Annotated in this window: 13 protein-coding genes; 2 read left to right on the forward strand and 11 right to left on the reverse strand. The window is 63.3% G+C overall.

Going from position 1 to position 18,594, the window contains the following annotated elements; all coding sequences use genetic code 11:
• Positions 1-2 precede the first annotated feature (2 nt).
• Positions 3-1,346, reverse strand: coding sequence for a prephenate-dependent tRNA uridine(34) hydroxylase TrhP (trhP, locus tag ACFOW7_RS07280; protein ID WP_378167986.1), 1,344 nt, complete (start codon positions 1,344-1,346; stop codon positions 3-5).
• Positions 1,347-1,780: 434 nt separating this feature from the next.
• Between trhP and ACFOW7_RS07285 the strand changes: the two genes are divergently transcribed.
• Positions 1,781-2,989 carry an RtcB family protein gene (locus ACFOW7_RS07285; protein WP_378162611.1) on the forward strand — a complete coding sequence of 403 codons (1,209 nt, stop codon included), beginning with the start codon at positions 1,781-1,783 and terminating at the stop codon, positions 2,987-2,989.
• A 129-nt stretch (positions 2,990-3,118) separates the two neighbouring features.
• Positions 3,119-3,298 carry a hypothetical protein gene (locus tag ACFOW7_RS07290; protein WP_378162613.1) on the forward strand — a complete coding sequence of 60 codons (180 nt, stop codon included), beginning with the start codon at positions 3,119-3,121 and terminating at the stop codon, positions 3,296-3,298.
• Positions 3,299-3,665: 367 nt separating this feature from the next.
• Here the strand turns inward: ACFOW7_RS07290 and ACFOW7_RS07295 are convergent, their stop codons facing one another.
• From ACFOW7_RS07295 to ACFOW7_RS07340, 10 genes are all read right to left on the reverse strand, one after another.
• Positions 3,666-5,675 carry a nitric oxide reductase activation protein NorD gene (locus ACFOW7_RS07295; protein WP_378162615.1) on the reverse strand — a complete coding sequence of 670 codons (2,010 nt, stop codon included), beginning with the start codon at positions 5,673-5,675 and terminating at the stop codon, positions 3,666-3,668.
• A gap of 9 nt (positions 5,676-5,684) precedes the next feature.
• On the reverse strand, positions 5,685-6,485 hold the full coding sequence (locus ACFOW7_RS07300; protein ID WP_378162617.1) for an AAA family ATPase: 801 nt from the start codon (positions 6,483-6,485) through the stop codon (positions 5,685-5,687).
• A 4-nt stretch (positions 6,486-6,489) separates the two neighbouring features.
• Positions 6,490-7,860 carry a cbb3-type cytochrome c oxidase subunit I gene (locus tag ACFOW7_RS07305; protein WP_378162629.1) on the reverse strand — a complete coding sequence of 457 codons (1,371 nt, stop codon included), beginning with the start codon at positions 7,858-7,860 and terminating at the stop codon, positions 6,490-6,492.
• Between the two features lie 13 nt (positions 7,861-7,873).
• Positions 7,874-8,731, reverse strand: a complete 858-nt coding sequence (locus ACFOW7_RS07310) for a c-type cytochrome (protein ID WP_378162631.1) — start codon at positions 8,729-8,731, stop codon at positions 7,874-7,876.
• A gap of 13 nt (positions 8,732-8,744) precedes the next feature.
• A complete protein-coding gene (locus tag ACFOW7_RS07315; protein ID WP_378162634.1) occupies positions 8,745-8,867 on the reverse strand; it encodes a hypothetical protein in 123 nt (40 codons plus the stop codon).
• A 751-nt stretch (positions 8,868-9,618) separates the two neighbouring features.
• The gene (locus tag ACFOW7_RS07320; RefSeq protein ID WP_378162637.1) at positions 9,619-10,371 is read right to left on the reverse strand and encodes a DUF6875 domain-containing protein; all 753 of its coding nucleotides are present in this window, start codon (positions 10,369-10,371) and stop codon (positions 9,619-9,621) included.
• A gap of 159 nt (positions 10,372-10,530) precedes the next feature.
• Entirely contained in the window at positions 10,531-11,748 is a 1,218-nt protein-coding gene (locus ACFOW7_RS07325) for an MFS transporter (protein ID WP_378162639.1), read from the reverse strand.
• 164 nt (positions 11,749-11,912) lie between these two features.
• Positions 11,913-13,220: a cytochrome P450 gene (locus ACFOW7_RS07330; protein ID WP_378162641.1), complete on the reverse strand. Its 1,308-nt coding sequence runs from the start codon at positions 13,218-13,220 to the stop codon at positions 11,913-11,915.
• On the reverse strand, positions 13,178-14,017 hold the full coding sequence (locus ACFOW7_RS07335) for a thioesterase II family protein (protein WP_378162643.1): 840 nt from the start codon (positions 14,015-14,017) through the stop codon (positions 13,178-13,180). The genes ACFOW7_RS07330 and ACFOW7_RS07335 overlap by 43 nt, the downstream gene beginning before the upstream one ends.
• Positions 14,014-18,594, reverse strand: a complete 4,581-nt coding sequence (locus ACFOW7_RS07340) for an amino acid adenylation domain-containing protein (protein WP_378162645.1) — start codon at positions 18,592-18,594, stop codon at positions 14,014-14,016. The genes ACFOW7_RS07335 and ACFOW7_RS07340 overlap by 4 nt, the downstream gene beginning before the upstream one ends.

The raw sequence follows: 18,594 nt of genomic DNA on the forward strand, positions 1-18,594 counted from the left end.
GCTCAGAACAGCCGGGTCACCATGGCGCCGACCAGCTCGGGCGCCAGCGGCACCAGCACCCGATGGCCATTGCCGGGTGCCACCTCGATCGGCACACCGTCGCGATTGCGCATCTGCACGATGGCCATCGTGCGGTTGCCGCCGGCGTGGACCAGCTCGATCTGGTCGCCCACCGCAAAGCGGTTCTTGACCTCGATCTCGGCCCAGCCGTCGCTGACGCTCAGCACATCGCCGACATACTGGCTGCGTTTGGCCTTGGAATGGCCATCGAGGTAATTCTGCTGTTCGTGGCTATGGTGGCGCTGGTAGAAACCATCGGTGTAGCCACGGTTGGCAAGGCTGTCGAGATCGGCCAGCAGGCTCGGGTCGAACGGCCGACCGGCCACGGCGTCGTCAATGGCTTTGCGGTACACCTGGGCGGTGCGCGCCACATAGTATTTGGACTTGGTACGGCCTTCGATCTTGAGCGAATCGACACCGATCCTGACCAGACGCTCGATATGCTCGACGGCGCGCAGGTCCTTGGAATTCATGATGTAAGTACCGTGCTCGTCTTCCATGATCGGCATCAGTTCGCCCGGACGGCTGGCCTCTTCGATCAGATAGACGCGGTCGGCCAAGGGATGGCGTGGCGTGTCGCCGGCGGCGGCAAAGTGCTTTTCGGCGCCTTCCATCGCGGCTTTGAAATCGAATTTGATGACCTGGGCATCGCCTGCATCGTCTTCAAAGCTGTCGTGGACCTTGTAGTCCCAGCGGCAGGCGTTGGTGCAGGTGCCCTGGTTGGGGTCGCGGTGGTTGAAGTAGCCCGACAGCAGGCAGCGGCCCGAGTAGGCGATGCACAGCGCGCCATGGACGAAGACTTCAATTTCCATATCGGGGCAGCGCTGGCGGATTTCCTCCACCTCATCGAGCGACAGCTCGCGCGACAGGATCACCCGGGTCAGGCCGAGCTTCTGCCAGAATTTCACCCCCATCCAGTTGACCGTGTTGGCCTGGACGCTCAGGTGGATCGGCACTTCGGGCCAGCGCTCGCGCACCATCATGATCAGGCCGGGGTCGGCCATGATCAGTGCGTCGGGCTTCATGGCGATCACCGGCTCCATATCGGCCAGATAGGTTTTGACCTTGGTGTTATGCGGCAGGATATTGCTGGCAACGAACAATTGCTTGCCGCGGGCATGGGCTTCTTCGATGCCGCGCTGCAGGTTCTCCAGCTTGAAATCATTGTTGCGGGCGCGCAGGGAATAGCGCGGTTGGCCTGCATAGACGGCATCGGCGCCGAAATCATAGGCGGCGCGCATCCGTTCGAGGTCGCCGGCAGGCAGCAGCAGTTCAGGGGCTTTCAAGGTCATCGCGGCGTTCCAAACAACGACGCCCCAGGCAAACGCCATGGGGCCGGCAAAGCCGCGATTCTACATCAATCCGCCCGCGCTCCCACGACGGGCGCCGAACGGCGCTTGACAAGCCGGGTCGATCCGGCGAGCATGCCGCCCGCATACGATCTTCGCTTCGTCATCGATATAAGGAGACCGCCGATGACTACCGCTACTTCCCTGTCCCTGTAAGCTCGCCCTCCGGTCCGTTGCGACCCTGTCGGGTCCGACCGCACGGCAGCCTATCATTCAAGACAGCCCCGTCCGCCCATCACTTGGGGCCGGACTGCCCGCGCCCTGGCGCGTCCGGCTGTCGTACTGTTTTCTTACCCGAGCCGTTTGCGCCCTGTGGCGTTCCGTGGATGCCGTGCGCCCAAACGGTCGGGTCATCAGGAATCTCCTGCTGTATGCCTATTCTCACTACCCTCAACAAGGGCCGGGTGCCGGTCAAGGTCTGGACCGCCGACATCGAAGCCCCGGCCATCGAACAACTGGTCAATGTGGCCAATCTGCCCATCATCCATGGCCATATCGCGGCCATGCCCGATGTGCATATGGGCATCGGCGCTACCGTGGGCTCGGTCATCCCAACCCGTGGCGCCATCATCCCCGCCGCCGTCGGTGTCGATATCGGCTGCGGCATGAATGCGGTCCGCACCACCCTGACCGCTTCCGACCTTCCCGACAATCTGCTGCGTATCCGCTCCGCCATCGAGGCGGCGGTGCCGGTCGGTTTCGAGGAACACGAATGGGACAAGGTGCGCGGCTCCGCCCACGCCCGCTCGGCCCGTCCGCTCGAAGCGAGACTCGCTGCCATCGTCGGGCGCCACCCCGGCATTGCCAAGATGCAACGGCATTTCGAGCGCACCTGGATTTGCCAGGCCGGCACGCTGGGTGGCGGCAACCACTTTATCGAGCTGTGTCTCGATGAATCCGACCGGGTCTGGGTGATGCTGCACTCGGGCAGTCGCGGTCTGGGCAATGTGATCGGCCGCTATTTCATCGCGGCGGCGAAAAAGGATATGGAGCGCAACCAGCGCCACCTGCCCGATGCCGATCTCGGCTATTTCTGCGAAGGATCGACACTGTTCGACGACTATGTGGAAGCCGTCGGCTGGGCCCAGGACTATGCCCTGCTCAACCGGCGCGAAATGATGCGTCTGGTGGTCGAGGCAATGCGGCGCTTTCTGCCGGCGTTCCAGCTCGATAGCGAAGCGATCAACTGCCACCACAACTATGTGGAACAGGAAACCCACTTCGGCGAGCAACTGTTCGTCACCCGCAAAGGCGCGATCTCGGCCCGCGAGGGTGAACTCGGCATCATTCCGGGGTCGATGGGCGCGAAGAGCTATATCGTGCGCGGACTGGGCAACCCGCAGTCCTACTGCTCCTGCTCACATGGTGCCGGCCGCAAGATGAGCCGTACCGAGGCCAAGCGCCGCTTCAACCGGCGCGATCTCGAAGAGCAGACCCGTGGCGTCGAATGCCGCAAGGATGGCGGGGTGCTCGATGAAATCCCGGGCGCCTACAAGGATATCGATCTGGTGATGGCCCAGCAGACCGATCTGGTGGAAGTCGTCCATACCTTGAAGCAGGTGGTGTGCATCAAGGGTTGACCGGATAGAGGTCTGGAATAGATATTTATTCATGTTTATTTCCAGCACCCTATCTAGCAGCCATTTTGCTTAATTTTTTATCCAATACCGGGGCGGCCTCTGAATGGGTCGCCTCGGCCGGAGCCCGCCATGGCCAACAAAACGCTGGGCACGCGCCAGAAACTGCCCGCCCGCCATCACGCCAGCAGCCGACCTGTCCAGACCCCTGTCAGCGCGCCCGACGACCCCCACCCATCGGCCGCTCCCGCACCGCCTCCCACCTCCCCCAGCCCCCTGCTGCGTCGCCTGCTCAAACCGCTGGCACGCTAGATTGCCCATTTTTTAGGCAGACGCAAAAATCCCTTTCTTTTCAAGACACTGATCAACTTATCAACAGGCGATACACATCATTGTCCCGCTTGGCGGTGCAAAACCGCGCCAAATCTGGATTTCCTTCTACAGACCTCGATTGCACAAAATTTAGGCAACCCGACAAATCTCTTTTCTTTCAGACACCTGCAAATTCTATCCACAGGCGATACACAGCCTTGTCAGGCGCTACTGTGGAATATTCACACGGGCTTCGCGCTCGATCTGAGCGTCCAGACCCACCATAGCGTCCTGCTAGCCAAGTCGGCACCATGCCTCTCCACCTTCAGGGTCCGGACACACTGACTCGGGATTGTCTGGCAATGCGCTAACTTCGCAGCAGCCGGCGCAGCCAGTCGAGCAGGACGGTTGGAAGCAGGTCCGGCTTGGGGAGCAGGGCGTAATGGTGGAGACCGAAGATGCCGGGCACATAGTTGGCTGCCTGGCGATCGACGGTCAGGCAGAACGGCTGGATGCCTTGCAGCTTGGCTTCGGTCACGGCCTGGCGGGTGTCTTCGATGCCGTAGCGTCCTTCGTACTCGTCGGCGTCATTGGGCTTGCCGTCCGATAGCATCAGCAGCAGTCGATGCTGGGCCGGCTGTTGCAGCAGCGCCGTGGTGGCATAGCGGATCGCAGCGCCGGCGCGGGTGTAATGTTCGGGCTCAAGTCGTGCGATCCGGCGCGAGATGGTGGCATCGAACGGCTCGCCGAAGCGCTTGACCACCCGCACCACCACACCATGCGCCCCTTCGCCCGAGAAGGCATGGATCGCATTACGCTCCGCCATCCCTTGCAAAGCGATCGATACCAGCAGCAGCGCTTCCCTTTCGACATCGATCACACGCTTATTGGCGGAAATCCAGCCATCGGTCGAGCCGCTGATATCGACCAGCAGCAGGATGGCCAGGTCTCTTCGCTGCTGGCGCAGGGTCTGATACAGCCCTTGCGGCATAGGCAGGCCGGCCTGGAAATCGGCGTAGGCCGCGATATAGGCATCGAGGTCCAGCTCATCGCCGTCGAGCTGCCGGTACAGCCGGGTTCGCTGCGCCCGCAGCATTTCAAAGCGGCGCCTGACCAGATTGACGGTGGTGCGGTACTGCCTGAGCGTGGCCTCGACCCAGGCAGGCTCGCCTTGTTCGGCCGTGCGGATATGGACCGTTGCGCCGTTTTCGCGATACGCCTGCACACGGTAATCCCACTCGGGATAGCGGATAAGCTGCTGGCCCGGCTCGGCCGGCGCGGTCAGCCGCTTGGTCTGAGGGTCCGGCGCATCGTCCGACAGCAGCACTTCCCTGGCCCGACCCGGCGTCGTCACCAGACGCGCCTCGGGCAGCTCGGACAGGGCGTCGGCAAACTCTTCGGCCGCCACGGCTTCATCGCGATCGGTCGGCCGTTGCAGACCGACCGGGTCTTCGGCCTGCTCATGCGGTTGGCCTGTCTGCACCATCCAGGTGCCTGGAGACTGGTCGTCCTCGTCATCCGACGCCTCCCGCACCTCAGGCCGCCGGCTCAGCCGGGCACTGCGTGGCGTGGCCGGGTCTGCTTCGTCCAACGGCCCGGACCCCTCGATATAGCGCACCGCCGCCGGCAAGGGACGGACTTCGCCGGTCCACAGATCGCGGTAGAGAAGCCGTCCGCTTGTCCGCACCACGCCCTGCCGCCGCAAATCCGCCGCCAGCGCCTGTGCCTGCGCCAGACATTGCGCGGAGGACAGCACGGTTAGCGCCTCCACCTGCTGCGTCAGCAAGGCACGCGCCAGGCGCTCGAGCGGGACCCGATAGTCAGGCAGCAGGGACAGCGGCGGACGCGCCGCCAGCGCTGTGGCGCGCATCGTTTGCAGCGCCTGCTTGATGCCCGGAAGCTGCCTGACCAGCGCCGCATCGGCTGCCTGCGCCTCCAGCAGCAGATAGACGGCACGCTCAAGTGGATCGGTCAAGCCATGCCAGCGTGGCACCCAGGCACGTGTGGCCCGCTGGGCCTGTTGCAGCGCCAGGACGCGGAATTGTTGCAGGCCGGATAGTTGCGCCGAAGTGGACAGCAGAGGCGGCAGCCAGATGCTGTGGCCATCGGTCGCCGGCAGGGCGGCGGTGGTGCGGGGGCCTTCGGCGCGGCGAAAGACCTTGCTCAGAAAAGTTGCCGGTGCCGGCGGCTGCGCCGCACGCAGCAGAAAACGCCGGCCGAACACGGCGCTGAGCAGCAGATCAAGCCGCTGGGCCGTATCGCGCAGCGCAGTCAGTTCGGGGCCGGGGGCATCCTTGCGCTGACGCCGCCATAGATCGCGCACAAAGATGGTGGCATGGCGAGCGACATCGGTAATGACCTCTTCGGCTTCCGCCACCCCAGCCTCCTACACGAATGTGGCATCGACCAGGTCGCGCATCGCCCCGACCAGGGACTCGTCGTCCGACAGTGGGGAAACGATGGCGGTGTAACACGCCTCTCGGACTTCCACCCCACTCGCGGCCAGCCGGGCAGCCGCAATCAGCAACCGGGTGCTGGGCACTTCGGCCAGGCCGCGATCCTGCAAGGCCCGCACACGCTGCGCCAGCGCCACCAGGGCTTGCGCCAGGGCATGATCGGCCCGGCCTTCGCGCTGCACGATAGCCGCTTCCTGCTCTGTGGCGGGAAAGGTGAAGTCGAGTGCCACGAAGCGCTGGCGCGTGCTGGGTTTCAAATCCTTGAGCAGGCGTTGATAGCCCGGATTGTAGGAAACCACGAGCTGAAAGCCCGGCGCCGCCTCGATCAGCTCGCCGGTCTTGTCGATGGGCAGCAGACGGCGATGGTCGGTGAGCGGGTGCAGCACCACCACGGTGTCTTGCCGCGCCTCGACGATTTCATCGAGATAACAGATCGCCCCTTCGCGTACCGCCCGGGTGAGCGGGCCATCCTGCCATTGCGTGCCGTCGAAGCGGACCAGAAAGCGCCCGATCAGATCGCTGGCACTGAGGTCGTCGTGGCACGACACCGTGATCAGCGGCCGCTTGAGCCGCCACGCCATATGCTCGACAAAGCGGGTCTTGCCGCAACCGGTCGGGCCTTTCAGCATCAGGGCCAGATTGCTGGCGTGGCATTGCTCGAAGATTTGAATCTCCTGCCCGACGGGCAGGTAGTAAGGCTCTGTGGTCGCGCCGTTCGATGGCTTGGTCACCCGCTCATGCCCCTGGCTGTCCGACCGCCCCGCCGACCGGCTCAACATCGCGAGTCAGTTCGAATTTGGGTGCATAACGGAAGAAGTCGATGATGAACAGGGCCACCCCGACGGCAAACAGCGCCCCGGTGACGATCAGCATCAGGAAATGCACCTGGATCTTCAGCTGCGCATCGAGATAACCCAGCCCAAGAATCCGCTCCAGATAGACCTGACCGATACCGGCGGTGGCAAACGACAGGGTCATGCCGAACATGCCGGTGATCTGTAGCCAGAAAGACCAGTAGCCCAGCGTCGTGCCCTGTTCGCGCCGGCCCGGGGCCATCGCGGGCAAGGCATAACTGATCATGGCCAGCACGATCATGGCGTAGGCGCCATAGAAAGCGGCATGGCCATGCATGGCGGTGATCAGCGTGCCGTGGGTCCATTTATTGACTGCAGGCCAGGTATGGGCCAGCCCGAGCAGCCCCGCGCCGAACAGCGTGTAGACGGCGCTGCCCACGGTCCAATGCAGTGCCAGCGTATTGGGATGGGCCATGCCTGAGCGGCGGATGGCCGAATAGGCATAGATGGCCATCCCCACCAGCGCCACCGGCTCCAGCGCACTGAAAATACCGCCGATGGGCAGCCAATAGCCCGGCACACCGATCCAGTAGTAATGGTGGGCCGTGCCCAGAATGCCGGCGATAAATACCAGACCGACAATTACATACAGCCATTTCTCCATCACTTCGCGGTCGGCACCCGACAGCCGAATCAGCAGATAAGCCAGAAAGCCGCCTTGTATCATCTCCCATACCCCTTCCACCCATAAATGGATGGTCCACCAGCGGTAGAAGATGGAGACGACATAATTCTTGTATTCGAATAAGGCCGGGAAAAACAGCACCGCTGCACCGCCCACTCCTAACAGCAGCACGCCTTCGGTGGTGGTAAAACGGCCGGATTTTTTAATGGTCATACCGATGTTGTAGAGAAATATCAACATCACCACCACGATGACCAATTTATGCGGCAATGGCTGCTCCAGCAGCTTGTTGCCGGTCCCGTAGCGAAATAGATAACCCACCACGGCCGTCACGCCCATGGTCACCCACAATCCCAACTGGATATAGGCCAGTTTGACGCTATGGAGTTCGGTGCGCGATTCGTCGGGCACCATCCAGTAAGTCGCCCCCATAAAGCCGGTCAGTACCCACACAATCAGCAGATTGGTATGGATGACCTTGGTGACATCGAACGGCAATAGATAGAGCAGCGGGTCCGGACCAAGATATTTGGTCGCCGACAGCAGACCAAAGACAATCTGCAGCCCAAAAAGCACCATGGCTACAGCGAAATACCAATACGCGACAGACTGAGATTTATATCTCATCGTGGCTCCTCGGTTATTTCAAGCTCATCAAATAAGCGGTGAGCTGTTCGATTTGTTCGGGTTTGAGCGACTGGCCATACGTGTTCGGCATGAAGGAAACCCCATCGGCCGAATACATGGCGCCCGGCACGATATGCGCGCTCGGTTCGAGAATGGCTTCGCGGATATAAGCCTGGGCGTCTTTCGCCTTACCCTTATAACCGGGTGTGGCAATCGCCTGGAGTGCCCGGCTGCCCACTCCGGCCAGCGAAGGACCGGCCATATTGACGCCGGGCGCCACTGAATGACAGGCATTGCAGGCCGGCGAGGTGGACCGGAACACCCGCTCGCCCAGCGCCATCGGATTCTCGCCCCCCGTGACCGGACGCGCCGCCGGCGGCGCCATCGCGCTGGCCGACTCGACCTTCTGCGAAGCCGTGGTGTCGGTGCCGGGGATCGTGGCCCCCGTCACCAGAATCGGCCGGGGCGGCCAGCCTTGATTGTCGACATTGCTGACCCAGGCGAGAAAGGCAATCAGATTCTTGATTTCCTGATCGCTCAAATCCTGTTTAGGCATCAGTCGCCTATGCCGCTGTTCATCGTAGAACTGGGCCGGATTTTTCATATAGGCCGTCAGGTATTGTTCACCGCGCAATTGGGTGATTTTGGTCAGATCGGGCGCATAATAGGCACCTTCACCAAATAAGGTGTGACAGTTGATGCAATTGAATTTATGCCAGACATCCTTGCCCGCCACGACTTCGGGCGTTAATTTGTCGGCGTTGGTCAGGGTGGGAAATTGCCGATGACTGTCAACGGTCAGCCCTAAAAATACCAGCGTTGCCACAGCCGTCGAGCCGATTGCAAAGAGTCTTGTTTGCCGTTTATTCATGACGCCCTTTCCTTCAGACGCCGATACCGGCCCAATAAGTGACCGACATATAAGCGGCGTAGATCACGGCCACGGCCATCAGCAGCACAATCAGGTAACTCAGGGTCTTGAGTGCTCCGAGCACACGCGCCTCCATTATGAATTTCTTGCCATGGAATAAACCGTAGTACAGAGTCTTGGCAATGTGAAGAAATCGACTGTTTTTCGTCTTTACCATCCCAGCCATAACATTACCGCAATCGGGAATATTAATTGCTCAGGAAGCAACGCTATCAATTGATGTCAGATTTTCCTCGAACCCGTCACAGCATCCTTTTTCCATATTGCCTCCGGTTAGGGCATTGCGTCGATTGATAAATATCCAGAAATAGATGAGCTTTCTTTTTTGTTGACCGGAGTCAAGTCGATGAAATCCAGCAGGTATCTCTATCCACCTTGAAAATATATTTAATATATGAATATTTAATATATAATCCGTCCAAACACACGAAAACTCCACTGTCCATCCCCATCCGCCGCCCCCTTCCCTATTCTGCCGCGAAGTTTGACCATTTTTTGTGCAAGCAAAAAAAGCCTTGCTCGATCAAAAAGATAAGAAAGTTATTCACAGGCCGTTCACATGACTATCCCGCTCGGCTGTGGAATCTTTGGGCTAAACGCAGAGAAACCGGCAAACAGCACCGGGTGGAACCAAAGGAACAGTGGATGGGTTGGAGGTGGAGGTGGAGGTGGAGGTGGAGGTGGAGGTGGAGGTGGAGGTGGAGGTGGAGGTGGAGGTGGAGGTGGAGGTGGAGGTGGAAATAATAGATTTTTTATTTATCTTGGGGATTACCACTTGTCTTGCACAGGGATTTCCTGAAATTTTCCATTTCCTCCTCCCTTCCCTTTCACCCCTCCTGCATCTCAAGCACCGCATCGCCTCGACGCGAACGCGCGGTGCCGAGCAATTCATAGAAGCGCTGGTATTCGGCCTCGGGCAGCTTATGCCCCACCCAGTTCAGATAGCAGGCAATCTCGTGGGCGCGCGTCACCGAGCCTTCCTGGCTGAAGAACAGCTTGTCGTGTACGGCAATGGCCCGGATCACAAAGCACGGCAAGGGTGCCTGCATCGGCCGAAAGCGATCGGAATGCACCCCGGGCACCGGGCTGTGCGGGCGGAATTCGCCCAGCATCAGACCGGCATTCATGAACAGCGGCTTGGTCACCGCATGGGCCAGATCGATGAATTGATAGTGCTGCTCGCTATCGAGGCCCTCGATAAAGATCGTCAGCGAGAACAGATCAGGCGAGGCACCGCTTTGGGCAGACAGCCGCTTGAAGGCGTCCGGCAACTGCAACAGCACCTGGATAAACGACTCGAACGACAGCCCGGTGGCATCGAGACTAGAGAAATACATGCCGCCCACATTATGCGAAGGCCGGGCAAACGGGCAGACTGCCCCTTTGCGACCCAGATCGGGATGGGCTTGCATGATGAAGCGCTCTATCCATTGCCAGCCTTCCTGGTACTGCATCGACCAGCGCTCCCGGGCCGCGGCCTCATTGGTCGCGACGGCCGACTCCTCCAACTCGGCAATCAGGCGGGCGATATCCGGTGCGCCCACCGGGGCACCAGGGCCCAAGGTCATTTCACACGACATGATTTATCTCTTTGTAAAAACGGATTTTTATTGGGTTGTCGAATCATGCACAGCAAGCAGCCCGGGCAGGAGCATGGCGCTCCGGGCCGGCAGGCAGGCGTCTCCGTGCCTCGGGGACGCCACCTCTGCCTATGTCGGATCACGCGCCATCTCCCCGACTCAGGCTTGTTTTTCCACGGCCCAGCTACGCGATTCCGCCAGCAGGCTGTACAGCAGCGACAGCGCCGCCACACCCAGCAGCGCCGCCAGCGCAAAGAACGCCTCACTGACCCCGATCCGCGCCAGCGTGCCGCCGACGATAAAGAAACCGACCGGCACGAGCAGCGTGCGGAAGGCCGAGTAGGCCAGCATGATCCGGCCGATCAGATGGGGCGGCGAGCTGTTCTGCATCAGGGTCTGTTCGAGCGGCCCGAGGTAGCCAACGCTGGCACCGATCAGGAACAGACCGATATAGGCGACGTAGCTGCCGGCCAGCGGAATCAGCACAAAGGCCGCCAGGGCCAGCAACACCGAGGCAAGCAGACTCTGCAGCGGCGGCAGCGGGCTGTTTTTCCAGGTGTAGAGCAGCGAAGCGAGGAAAGCGCCGACGCCGAAACAGGAAATCAGCGAGCCTACCCCCAGCGCACTGCCGCCTGCTTGCTTGACCATCACTGGCAGCAGCAGCACCAGCAGCGGCGTAATCACCATATTGATGATGGCGCTGATAAAGGTGACGGTACGCAGCACCGGATCGCGGCCGATTTCGCGGATACCGCCCAGATAGGTGGTCCGCAGCGTCTCGGTCTCGGCCTGTGGGGCCGGCGCGGGCTTTTTGCCGCGAGCAACGAACAGCAGCAGCAACACGGCGGACAGGACAAACGAGACCCCATCGATTGCCAGCGCACCGACCGCGCCAAAACCCGCGATCACTAGGCCGCCGATGGCGGGCCCGGCCAGATCGCCGAAATTGTGGAAGGTGCCGATCAGACCGTTGACCCGCTGATTGGTGACACCGTTGTCCTCGACCAGCTCGGGAATCATCGACGAGCCCGCCGCTTCCGAGAAACTGCTGACCACCGCGGCAAACGCCAGAATCAGCGCCACCATCAACGGAGTCAGCAGACCGCTCAGATAGAGCGAGATCAGGGCAAAGGTGGCACCGGCCAGCAGCAGATCGCAGCCGATATAGACGCGGCGCTTTTCATACCGGTCAAGGAAAGGCGTGCCGAAGATCGCGGCCAGCACCGCCGCGCACGACTGCACGGCAAACACGCCGGCCATCTTGTCGGGGCCGACCTGGGCCTCGAGCAGCAGCCAGGGAATGGCAATCGCCGCAATGGCGCTGCCCAGGATGGAAAGTATCTGGGCAGAGAGCATGGCCAGAATCGATGCGTTCAAGAGCGTCCTTTCCTGCCTCCACCGCGCAATCCGCGGGCGGAGTGATGAGATCGACAAGCGGTGGATTGGCTGCCACGGCAAACCAAAAAATCACCGGTTTTTTAAAGGGCCGCGAGGATAGCAGCGGCCCCCTGACCGGTACAGCCTGGGCACCGGCCCATCCCTTACTGGGCGCGGGTCGTCAGCTTGAATTCCACCCGACCCAGTGGCTCCAGACAGAGCTTGTTCTGCGTCGCCAATTCGCCCGGGGCGCACAGGGCGATCCGGTACTGGCAGACGAATTCGCTCAGCACCATGCCGATGCTCATCAGCGCCAGCCGCTCGCCGATACAGCGATGGTGGCCGCCGGCAAACGGGAAGAAACGGTACTGGGCATAGGCTTGCGCCACTTCCGCCGAGTCGGCGAAACGCGAGGGCAGGAAACGCTCCGGCTCCGCCCACTGCCGCTCGATCCGATGGGTGACGTAGGGGCTGACGCAGACGCGCGCACCGGCGGGAATCTCGATGCCGGGTTCCAACTCGACCTGTTCCATCATCTGCCGGTACATCGCCCAGCCCGAAGGATAGAGCCGCAAGGTTTCCAGAATCACTTCCGCCACCGGCGTATCGCGCCGCAGCGAGAACTCGCTTGCCGCCACGTCCGAGGTGGTGATCCAGCCGTGCAGGCGCTCCTGCTCTTGCGGATGGCGCGCCAGTTCATACAGCGCCCAGAAGATCGAAGCCCCGGCCGTCTCCAGACCGCTGCCCAGCAAGGACAGCACTTCGCCATTGAGATCGGCATGGCCGACCTCGTTGTCCTTCAGGGTCTGGGCCAGCTCCACCACCAGCGGCACATAGGCGCCCTCTGTGGCCACATGGCGGGCGACGACCGTGGCGATATGGTCGTGGATGGCCTGTTTCGCCCCGCTGAAGGTCGGGTCGGCCAGAATGCCCTCGACCCCTACCCCATTGAAGAAGCCGTCGGTCATCCCGCGATGCATCTCCGACACGGCCGCGACGATGGCAGGCGGCACATCGAGCCCGAACATGGCGATGGTGTTGATATAGACACAGCTCTTCTTGGCTGCCTCGAACAGACTTTCGCTATCGACGGCCTCGCCGCGGACAAACTGTTCGGCCAGATAGCGGCGCAGCGGTGCGGCGATCAGATGCGAGATTTCGCGGATCTTGGAATTGCTGTAGACCGGCTGGATCGCCTGGCGCGTCTCCTTATGCTGCGGCGAGGACGATACCGAAAACAGCCCATCGCCCATGATGTCGTTGAGCGGTTTGCGGTGGTTGCGGTGGCCGCTGGCGAAGATCGACTTCACATCGGCCGGCCGGGCGCACAGATAGAGCAAATTGGCGCCGCTGCGCAGCAATACCCGGTCGCCGCTGGTCTTGGCCAGATGCAGGAACAGCTCGTGCAGGCCGCGCTGGCGGACGGCTTTCAGGGCGTCGTTGCCGTCCAGTACCACTTCTTTAAATTCCATTGTTTCGATCCTCCTTGTCTGTCGGCGGGGTCCGGTGCCGCTTGCTGTGCCAGCCACGGGAAGGTGGCGCCCAGCGTGTCCCAGATCCGCGGCCATTGTTCGTTGAGATAGAAATGCCCGCCGGGCAGGCTGAGCAGCCGGGTCGGTCCGCGGGTCACGCTGCGCCAGCCAGCCAGGGCGGCAGGTGGGGCCAGTTCGTCATCCTGGCCTGCCAGCAGCAGCAGCGGCAGATCGAGCAGCGGTACCTCGGTCTCGTGATAAGCAGCCGCCGCGCGGCAGTCGGCGCGGTAGGCGCCGAGGAACAATTCCTCGAATTCAGGCAGTTCGAGCAGGGCCGGCTCGACCCCGCCCATCCGGCGCAATTCGGCAATCATCTGGGCCGGTTCGCGACACGCCACCTGGCGCATCCGGGCAAAGAACGGCGTCGGCGCCTGGGCACCCGACAGCACCAGCCCGGCCGGTGCCTTGCCTTGACGCTGCAAGGCGACACAGCAGTGATAGGCCAGTACCGCCCCCATGCTGTGACCGAAGAACAGCGCCTTATCAAGGCTGTCGAGCCCGGCCAGCGCCTCGCTCAACTGGCTGACCAGTTGCCAGAAATCCTCCCCGGCCGGCTCGGCCATCCGCGGCGGCCGCCCCGGCAGCGCGGCGACCTGGACCCGGGCGGCGTCAGCAGCGACCCGCGCCAGCGGTCCGAAGAAATAGGGATTGCCACCCGCTGGCGGAAAACACACCAGCACCGGCGCGTCCGGGCCGGGCCGCCCCAACGCCGGCAAGGGATAGAGCCAGTCGCTCATACCGTCACCTCCTCATCGATCTCCAGCCCCAGCGCCATCTCGGGCTCGGCCAGCCCTTGGCGCAAGGTGTCCACGAACAGTGCCACCACCCGGTCGGCATCGAGCAGCCCCAGCCGGACAAACAGCGTGCAGGCCACGCCATCGGGCTGTTCCGAAGCCACCAGATACAGATCGTTTTCCGCCGGACGGGCAATGCTGCTGCTGAGCGGCGTCATGGTCAGGCCCGCTTCCACGGGGGCTGCTTGACGCACGCTTTGCAGATAGTTGAACACCGCCCCCACCGGCGGCGTCGCGAATTGCTGTGTCAGCCGGTCGATCAACAGGGCATAGGGCAGATGGCGCAGCTGGTGCGCCACAGCCATGGTCTGACGCACCGACTGGAGCAGATCGGCAAAGCTCGGCCCCTTGCGCAGATCAGCGGCCAGCACGGCCATATTGACCGTGCGTGCCACCATGCCTTGCAGCAGCGGCTCGTCGCGGCACTTGAGCGGTGTGCCGACCAGGAAATGCCGCTGCCGCGACAAGCGCGCCAAGGTAAGTTGCCAGGCCGCCATCAGCACGATGAACGGCGTCACCCCGCTGCGCCGCGACAGCGCCACGATGCTGGCGAACGTGGCGGAATCGAGGCCAAAGCGTCGCCGCTCAGTCGCGGTGTCCGTCACTCGTGCGCCCAGCACCAATGGCTGCGCCCCGGCAAGCCCGCCCAGACACTGCTCGAGCATCTGCCCGGCGCGGCCTTGGTCCAGATAGGCGCGTTCCCAGGCGACGAAATCCTTCTGCTGCAAGGGCTGCGGCGGCAGCGGACTGCCGCTGCGCAGCGATTCATAGATCCGCGCCAGATCAGCCAGCACCTGGGCCGCACTGGCGCCGTCGTCGATCAACTTATGCAGCGACAGATAGAACACCGCCTCGTCCGGCCCCGCTTCGAGCAGGATGGCGCGGAACGGCTGCCCTGCAGCCAGATCGATCGGTCGGCGGAATTGCCGCTGACACCAGCCGTCGAGGTCAAAACCGGCCAGGCTGTCGAGCCTGACCCGCTCCAACTGGCCGGGCCTGGGCGCCAGCACCGTCTGCACCGCCGTGTCGCGCCCGCCGCCAAAGCGGGTCCGCAGCGCTTCATGGCGCTCGACGGTCAGATCGACCGCCCGGGACAGCAGCTCGGGATCGAACGGACCGTGCAAACGCCGCAGCGTCAGGCTCTGCTGGAGTTCCGGCAGCAGCGCATCCTGCACCCAGCGCCACATCCAGCGCTGGCGCCAGGACAGCGGCTGAGTGGGGTCAAGATCCGGTTGGGCGCGCAGTTGCGGGACGCATAGCGCCTGTTGCTCGCGCCGCAGCAGATAGTCGGCCAGACGGCGCACCGTGGGATGCTCGAACAGTACCCCGACCGACAGATCGAGCGAAAACTGCTGCTTGAGGTGTGCCACCACATGGATGGCCTGGAGCGAATTGCCGCCGAGCATAAAGAAGTCGTCATCGGGCCCCAGCGCCGCCACGCCCAGCGTCTTGAACCAGATCGCCTCGACCGCCTGCTCGAAGGCATTGCCCGTGCCGTCGCGGCGCGGTGCGGCCTCGGTCGCCAGCCGGGCCAGCCTCTTCTCGTCGAGCTTGCCGTTGGCGGTGGTCGGCAGTTCGGCATGGATGAACAGCGCCGACGGCACCATATAGCGCGGCAGCCGCGCTTCGAGCAGATCGAGCAGTTGCTGCACCGTGACGGTGGCAGCGGGATAAAGCGCCACATGGGCCGTCAGCGTTGCCGATTCGTGGCTGACCACCACGCCGGCGGCACGGACCTCGGGATGGCTGTTGAGCTGGGCGGCAATCTCGCCCGGCTCGATCCGATAGCCGCGCAGCTTGAGCTGGCCATCGAGCCGACCGGCATATTCGATCTGACCGTCGGGCAATACCCGGCCAAGGTCGCCCGTGCGATAGAGCCGCGCGCCGGGATGATCGCTGTGGGGATCGGGCAGGAAGCATTGGGCAGTCCTGGCAGGATCATCGAGATAGCCTCGCGCCACCCCCACCCCACCGATGCAGATCTCGCCCAATACCCCAGGCGGCACCAGCCGCAGTCGCCGGTCGCACAGATAGACCCGCTTGCCGGCAATCGGCCGGCCGATCGGCACCGTGCCGTGGACGGCATCGCGGTCGGAGCGCCACGAGGTGGCATCGATGGCCGTTTCGGTCGGTCCGTATTGATTGAACACCACGGCCTGAGTACGGGCCCGGACCGATTCCAGCAAGGGCACGCCCAGTGCCTCGCCGCCGCAGAACAGTATCCGCACCCCGGCCAAGGCATCGGCTTCGGTACTGGCCAGGAAAGCCGCCAGCATCGATGGCACGAAATCGACCACGGTGATGGCATGGTCGGCGATCAGGCGGGCCAGCCGGGCCGGGTCGCGGCAGTCGCCATCGCTGGCAATCGCCACGCTGGCGCCGGCGAGCAGCGGGCCGAACAGTTGCCAGAGCGAGGGATCGAAATAGAACGGGATGGTATGCAGTACCGCGTCGCCCTGGCCAAGCCCACAGGCGTCGAGCCGCCATTTGAGCTGATTGGCCAGGCTCGCCTGCTCGACCATCACCCCTTTGGGCATGCCGGTCGAGCCCGAGGTATAGATCACATAAGCCAGCGACTGCGGCCGTGCCAGTACGGGAACGGGCTGCCCGGGCAGCGCGGCAGCGCGCCAGTCGTCCTGTTCGATCAGCGCAATGCCGACAGCCAGCGCAGCCGCGCTGGCTGTCGCAAATACCCGGTCCACCAGCAGCAGCTCGGCGCCGCTGTCACGCAGCAAGGTTTCGAGCCGGGCCGCCGGGCTGTCCGGATCGAGCAGCACACAGGCCGCCCCCAGCGTCATCACGCCCAGCATCGCCACGGCCACGGCCTCGCCACGACCGAGCGCCAGGGCCACCCGGCTTTCCGGCTGCACACCCCGCCCGCGCAGATAGGCCGCAAAACTCTGTACCCGCGCTTCGAGCTGGCGATAGCTCAGCGGACCGTCGGCGCCGAGCAAGGCCGGCGCCTCAGGGCTGCGCCCAGCCTGCCGGTAGAACAGCTCGACCACCGTCTCCACCGCCGGCTCGCGCCCGGTCGGTGCGCCCACGGCCTGGCGCAGCAGCCAGTCGCGTTCCGCCGGCGGCAGCAGGCAGGCATTGTCGAGCCGCAGGTCGGGATGACGGCTCACCCAGTCGAGCAGAAAGGCAAAACGCTCCAGCAGACGCTCGCAGCTCGCGGCACAGAACAGATCGGTACGAAATACCAGCGTGGCGCGGACCCCGTCGGCCATCTCGTCCATCAGGAGCGTCAGGTCGAGCTGGGTCGAGCCGCTGTCGGCGAGCAAGGGCGTCCACACCAGCCCGCTCGCCCCGGCCAGCGCACGCGGCGCGTTCTGCCAGGCGAACATCAACTGGAACAGCGGCGTGTCGCTGCCCCGCTCCTGGCAGACCGACTCGACCACCCGGGCAAATGGATAGTCCTGCCGCTCCAACAAGGCCAAGGCCCGGCTCCGCACCGCCCGCAGCAGATCACGGAAGGTGGTGGCGCCGGCCAGGTCGGCCCGTACTGCCACCGGATTGATAAAGCAGCCGATCAGCCGCTCGGTTTCCGGATGGCGCCGGCCGGCGAATGGCACGCCGATCAGGAAATCCTCTTCACCGGTATGAAGTCCGACCAGCAACTGGAATACCGCCATCGTCGCCATAAAGGCGCTGGCATGCTCCTGCTCGGCCAGTTGGTACAGCGCCGCCAGTCCGGCTGCCGGGAAATGGCGCTGCACGCTGGCACCGCGATGGCCAGGCTTGCTGCTGCGTGGCCGGTCGGTCGGGAATTCGAGCCGCTGAGGCGCCCCCGCGAGGCTGGTGCGCCAGTAATCGGCCTGGGCCTGGGCCGCTTCGCCCGTCAAGGCGGCGCGCTGCCAGTGGGCATAGTCGGGATACTGGATAGACAGCGGCGTCAGCGCAGGCTCGGTGCCGGTCGCATAGGCCAGATAGCAGGACTTAAGCTCCGCCCCGAACAGGCCCATCGACCAGCCGTCGGCCAGGATATGGTGGACCACCAGCGTGAAGTAGTGCTCGTCGTCGGCGCAGGCCACCAGCCGCGCCCGCAACAGCGGACCGTGCGACAGATCACCGAACGGTCGCGCCGCCACCTCATCGAGCAGCGACCTGGCCCGCTGGGCACGCTGGGCGGCGGCTTCGCTGCGCAGGTCAAGGCAGTCGATCGGCAGCGTCACGCTGTCGAGCACCTGCTGACGCGGTACCTCGTCCACCAGCGCAAAAACGGTACGCAGCCCGGCATGGCGGCTCACCACGGCGTCAAGGGCGCGTTGCAGCAGCGCAGGATCAAGCGGGCCGTCGATCCGGCAGGCATAGGGAATATTCTGCGCCGCCGTCCCGGGCGCCAATTGCTCCTGCACCCAGATGCGTTCCTGCTGGAACGACAGTGGAACCGCCACCCCATTGGGCCGCACAGGAATACCCGGCCGGACAGCGCCTTCGCCACGCAAACGGCGGGCAATCAGCTCGCGCTGCGCGTCGGTCAGTTGCTTGCGCCCGGCGGGCGGCTTGGTGTCATGACTCAT

Source organism: Chitinimonas lacunae, assembly GCF_042650885.1.
GTDB classification, from domain to species: domain Bacteria; phylum Pseudomonadota; class Gammaproteobacteria; order Burkholderiales; family Chitinimonadaceae; genus Chitinimonas_A; species Chitinimonas_A lacunae.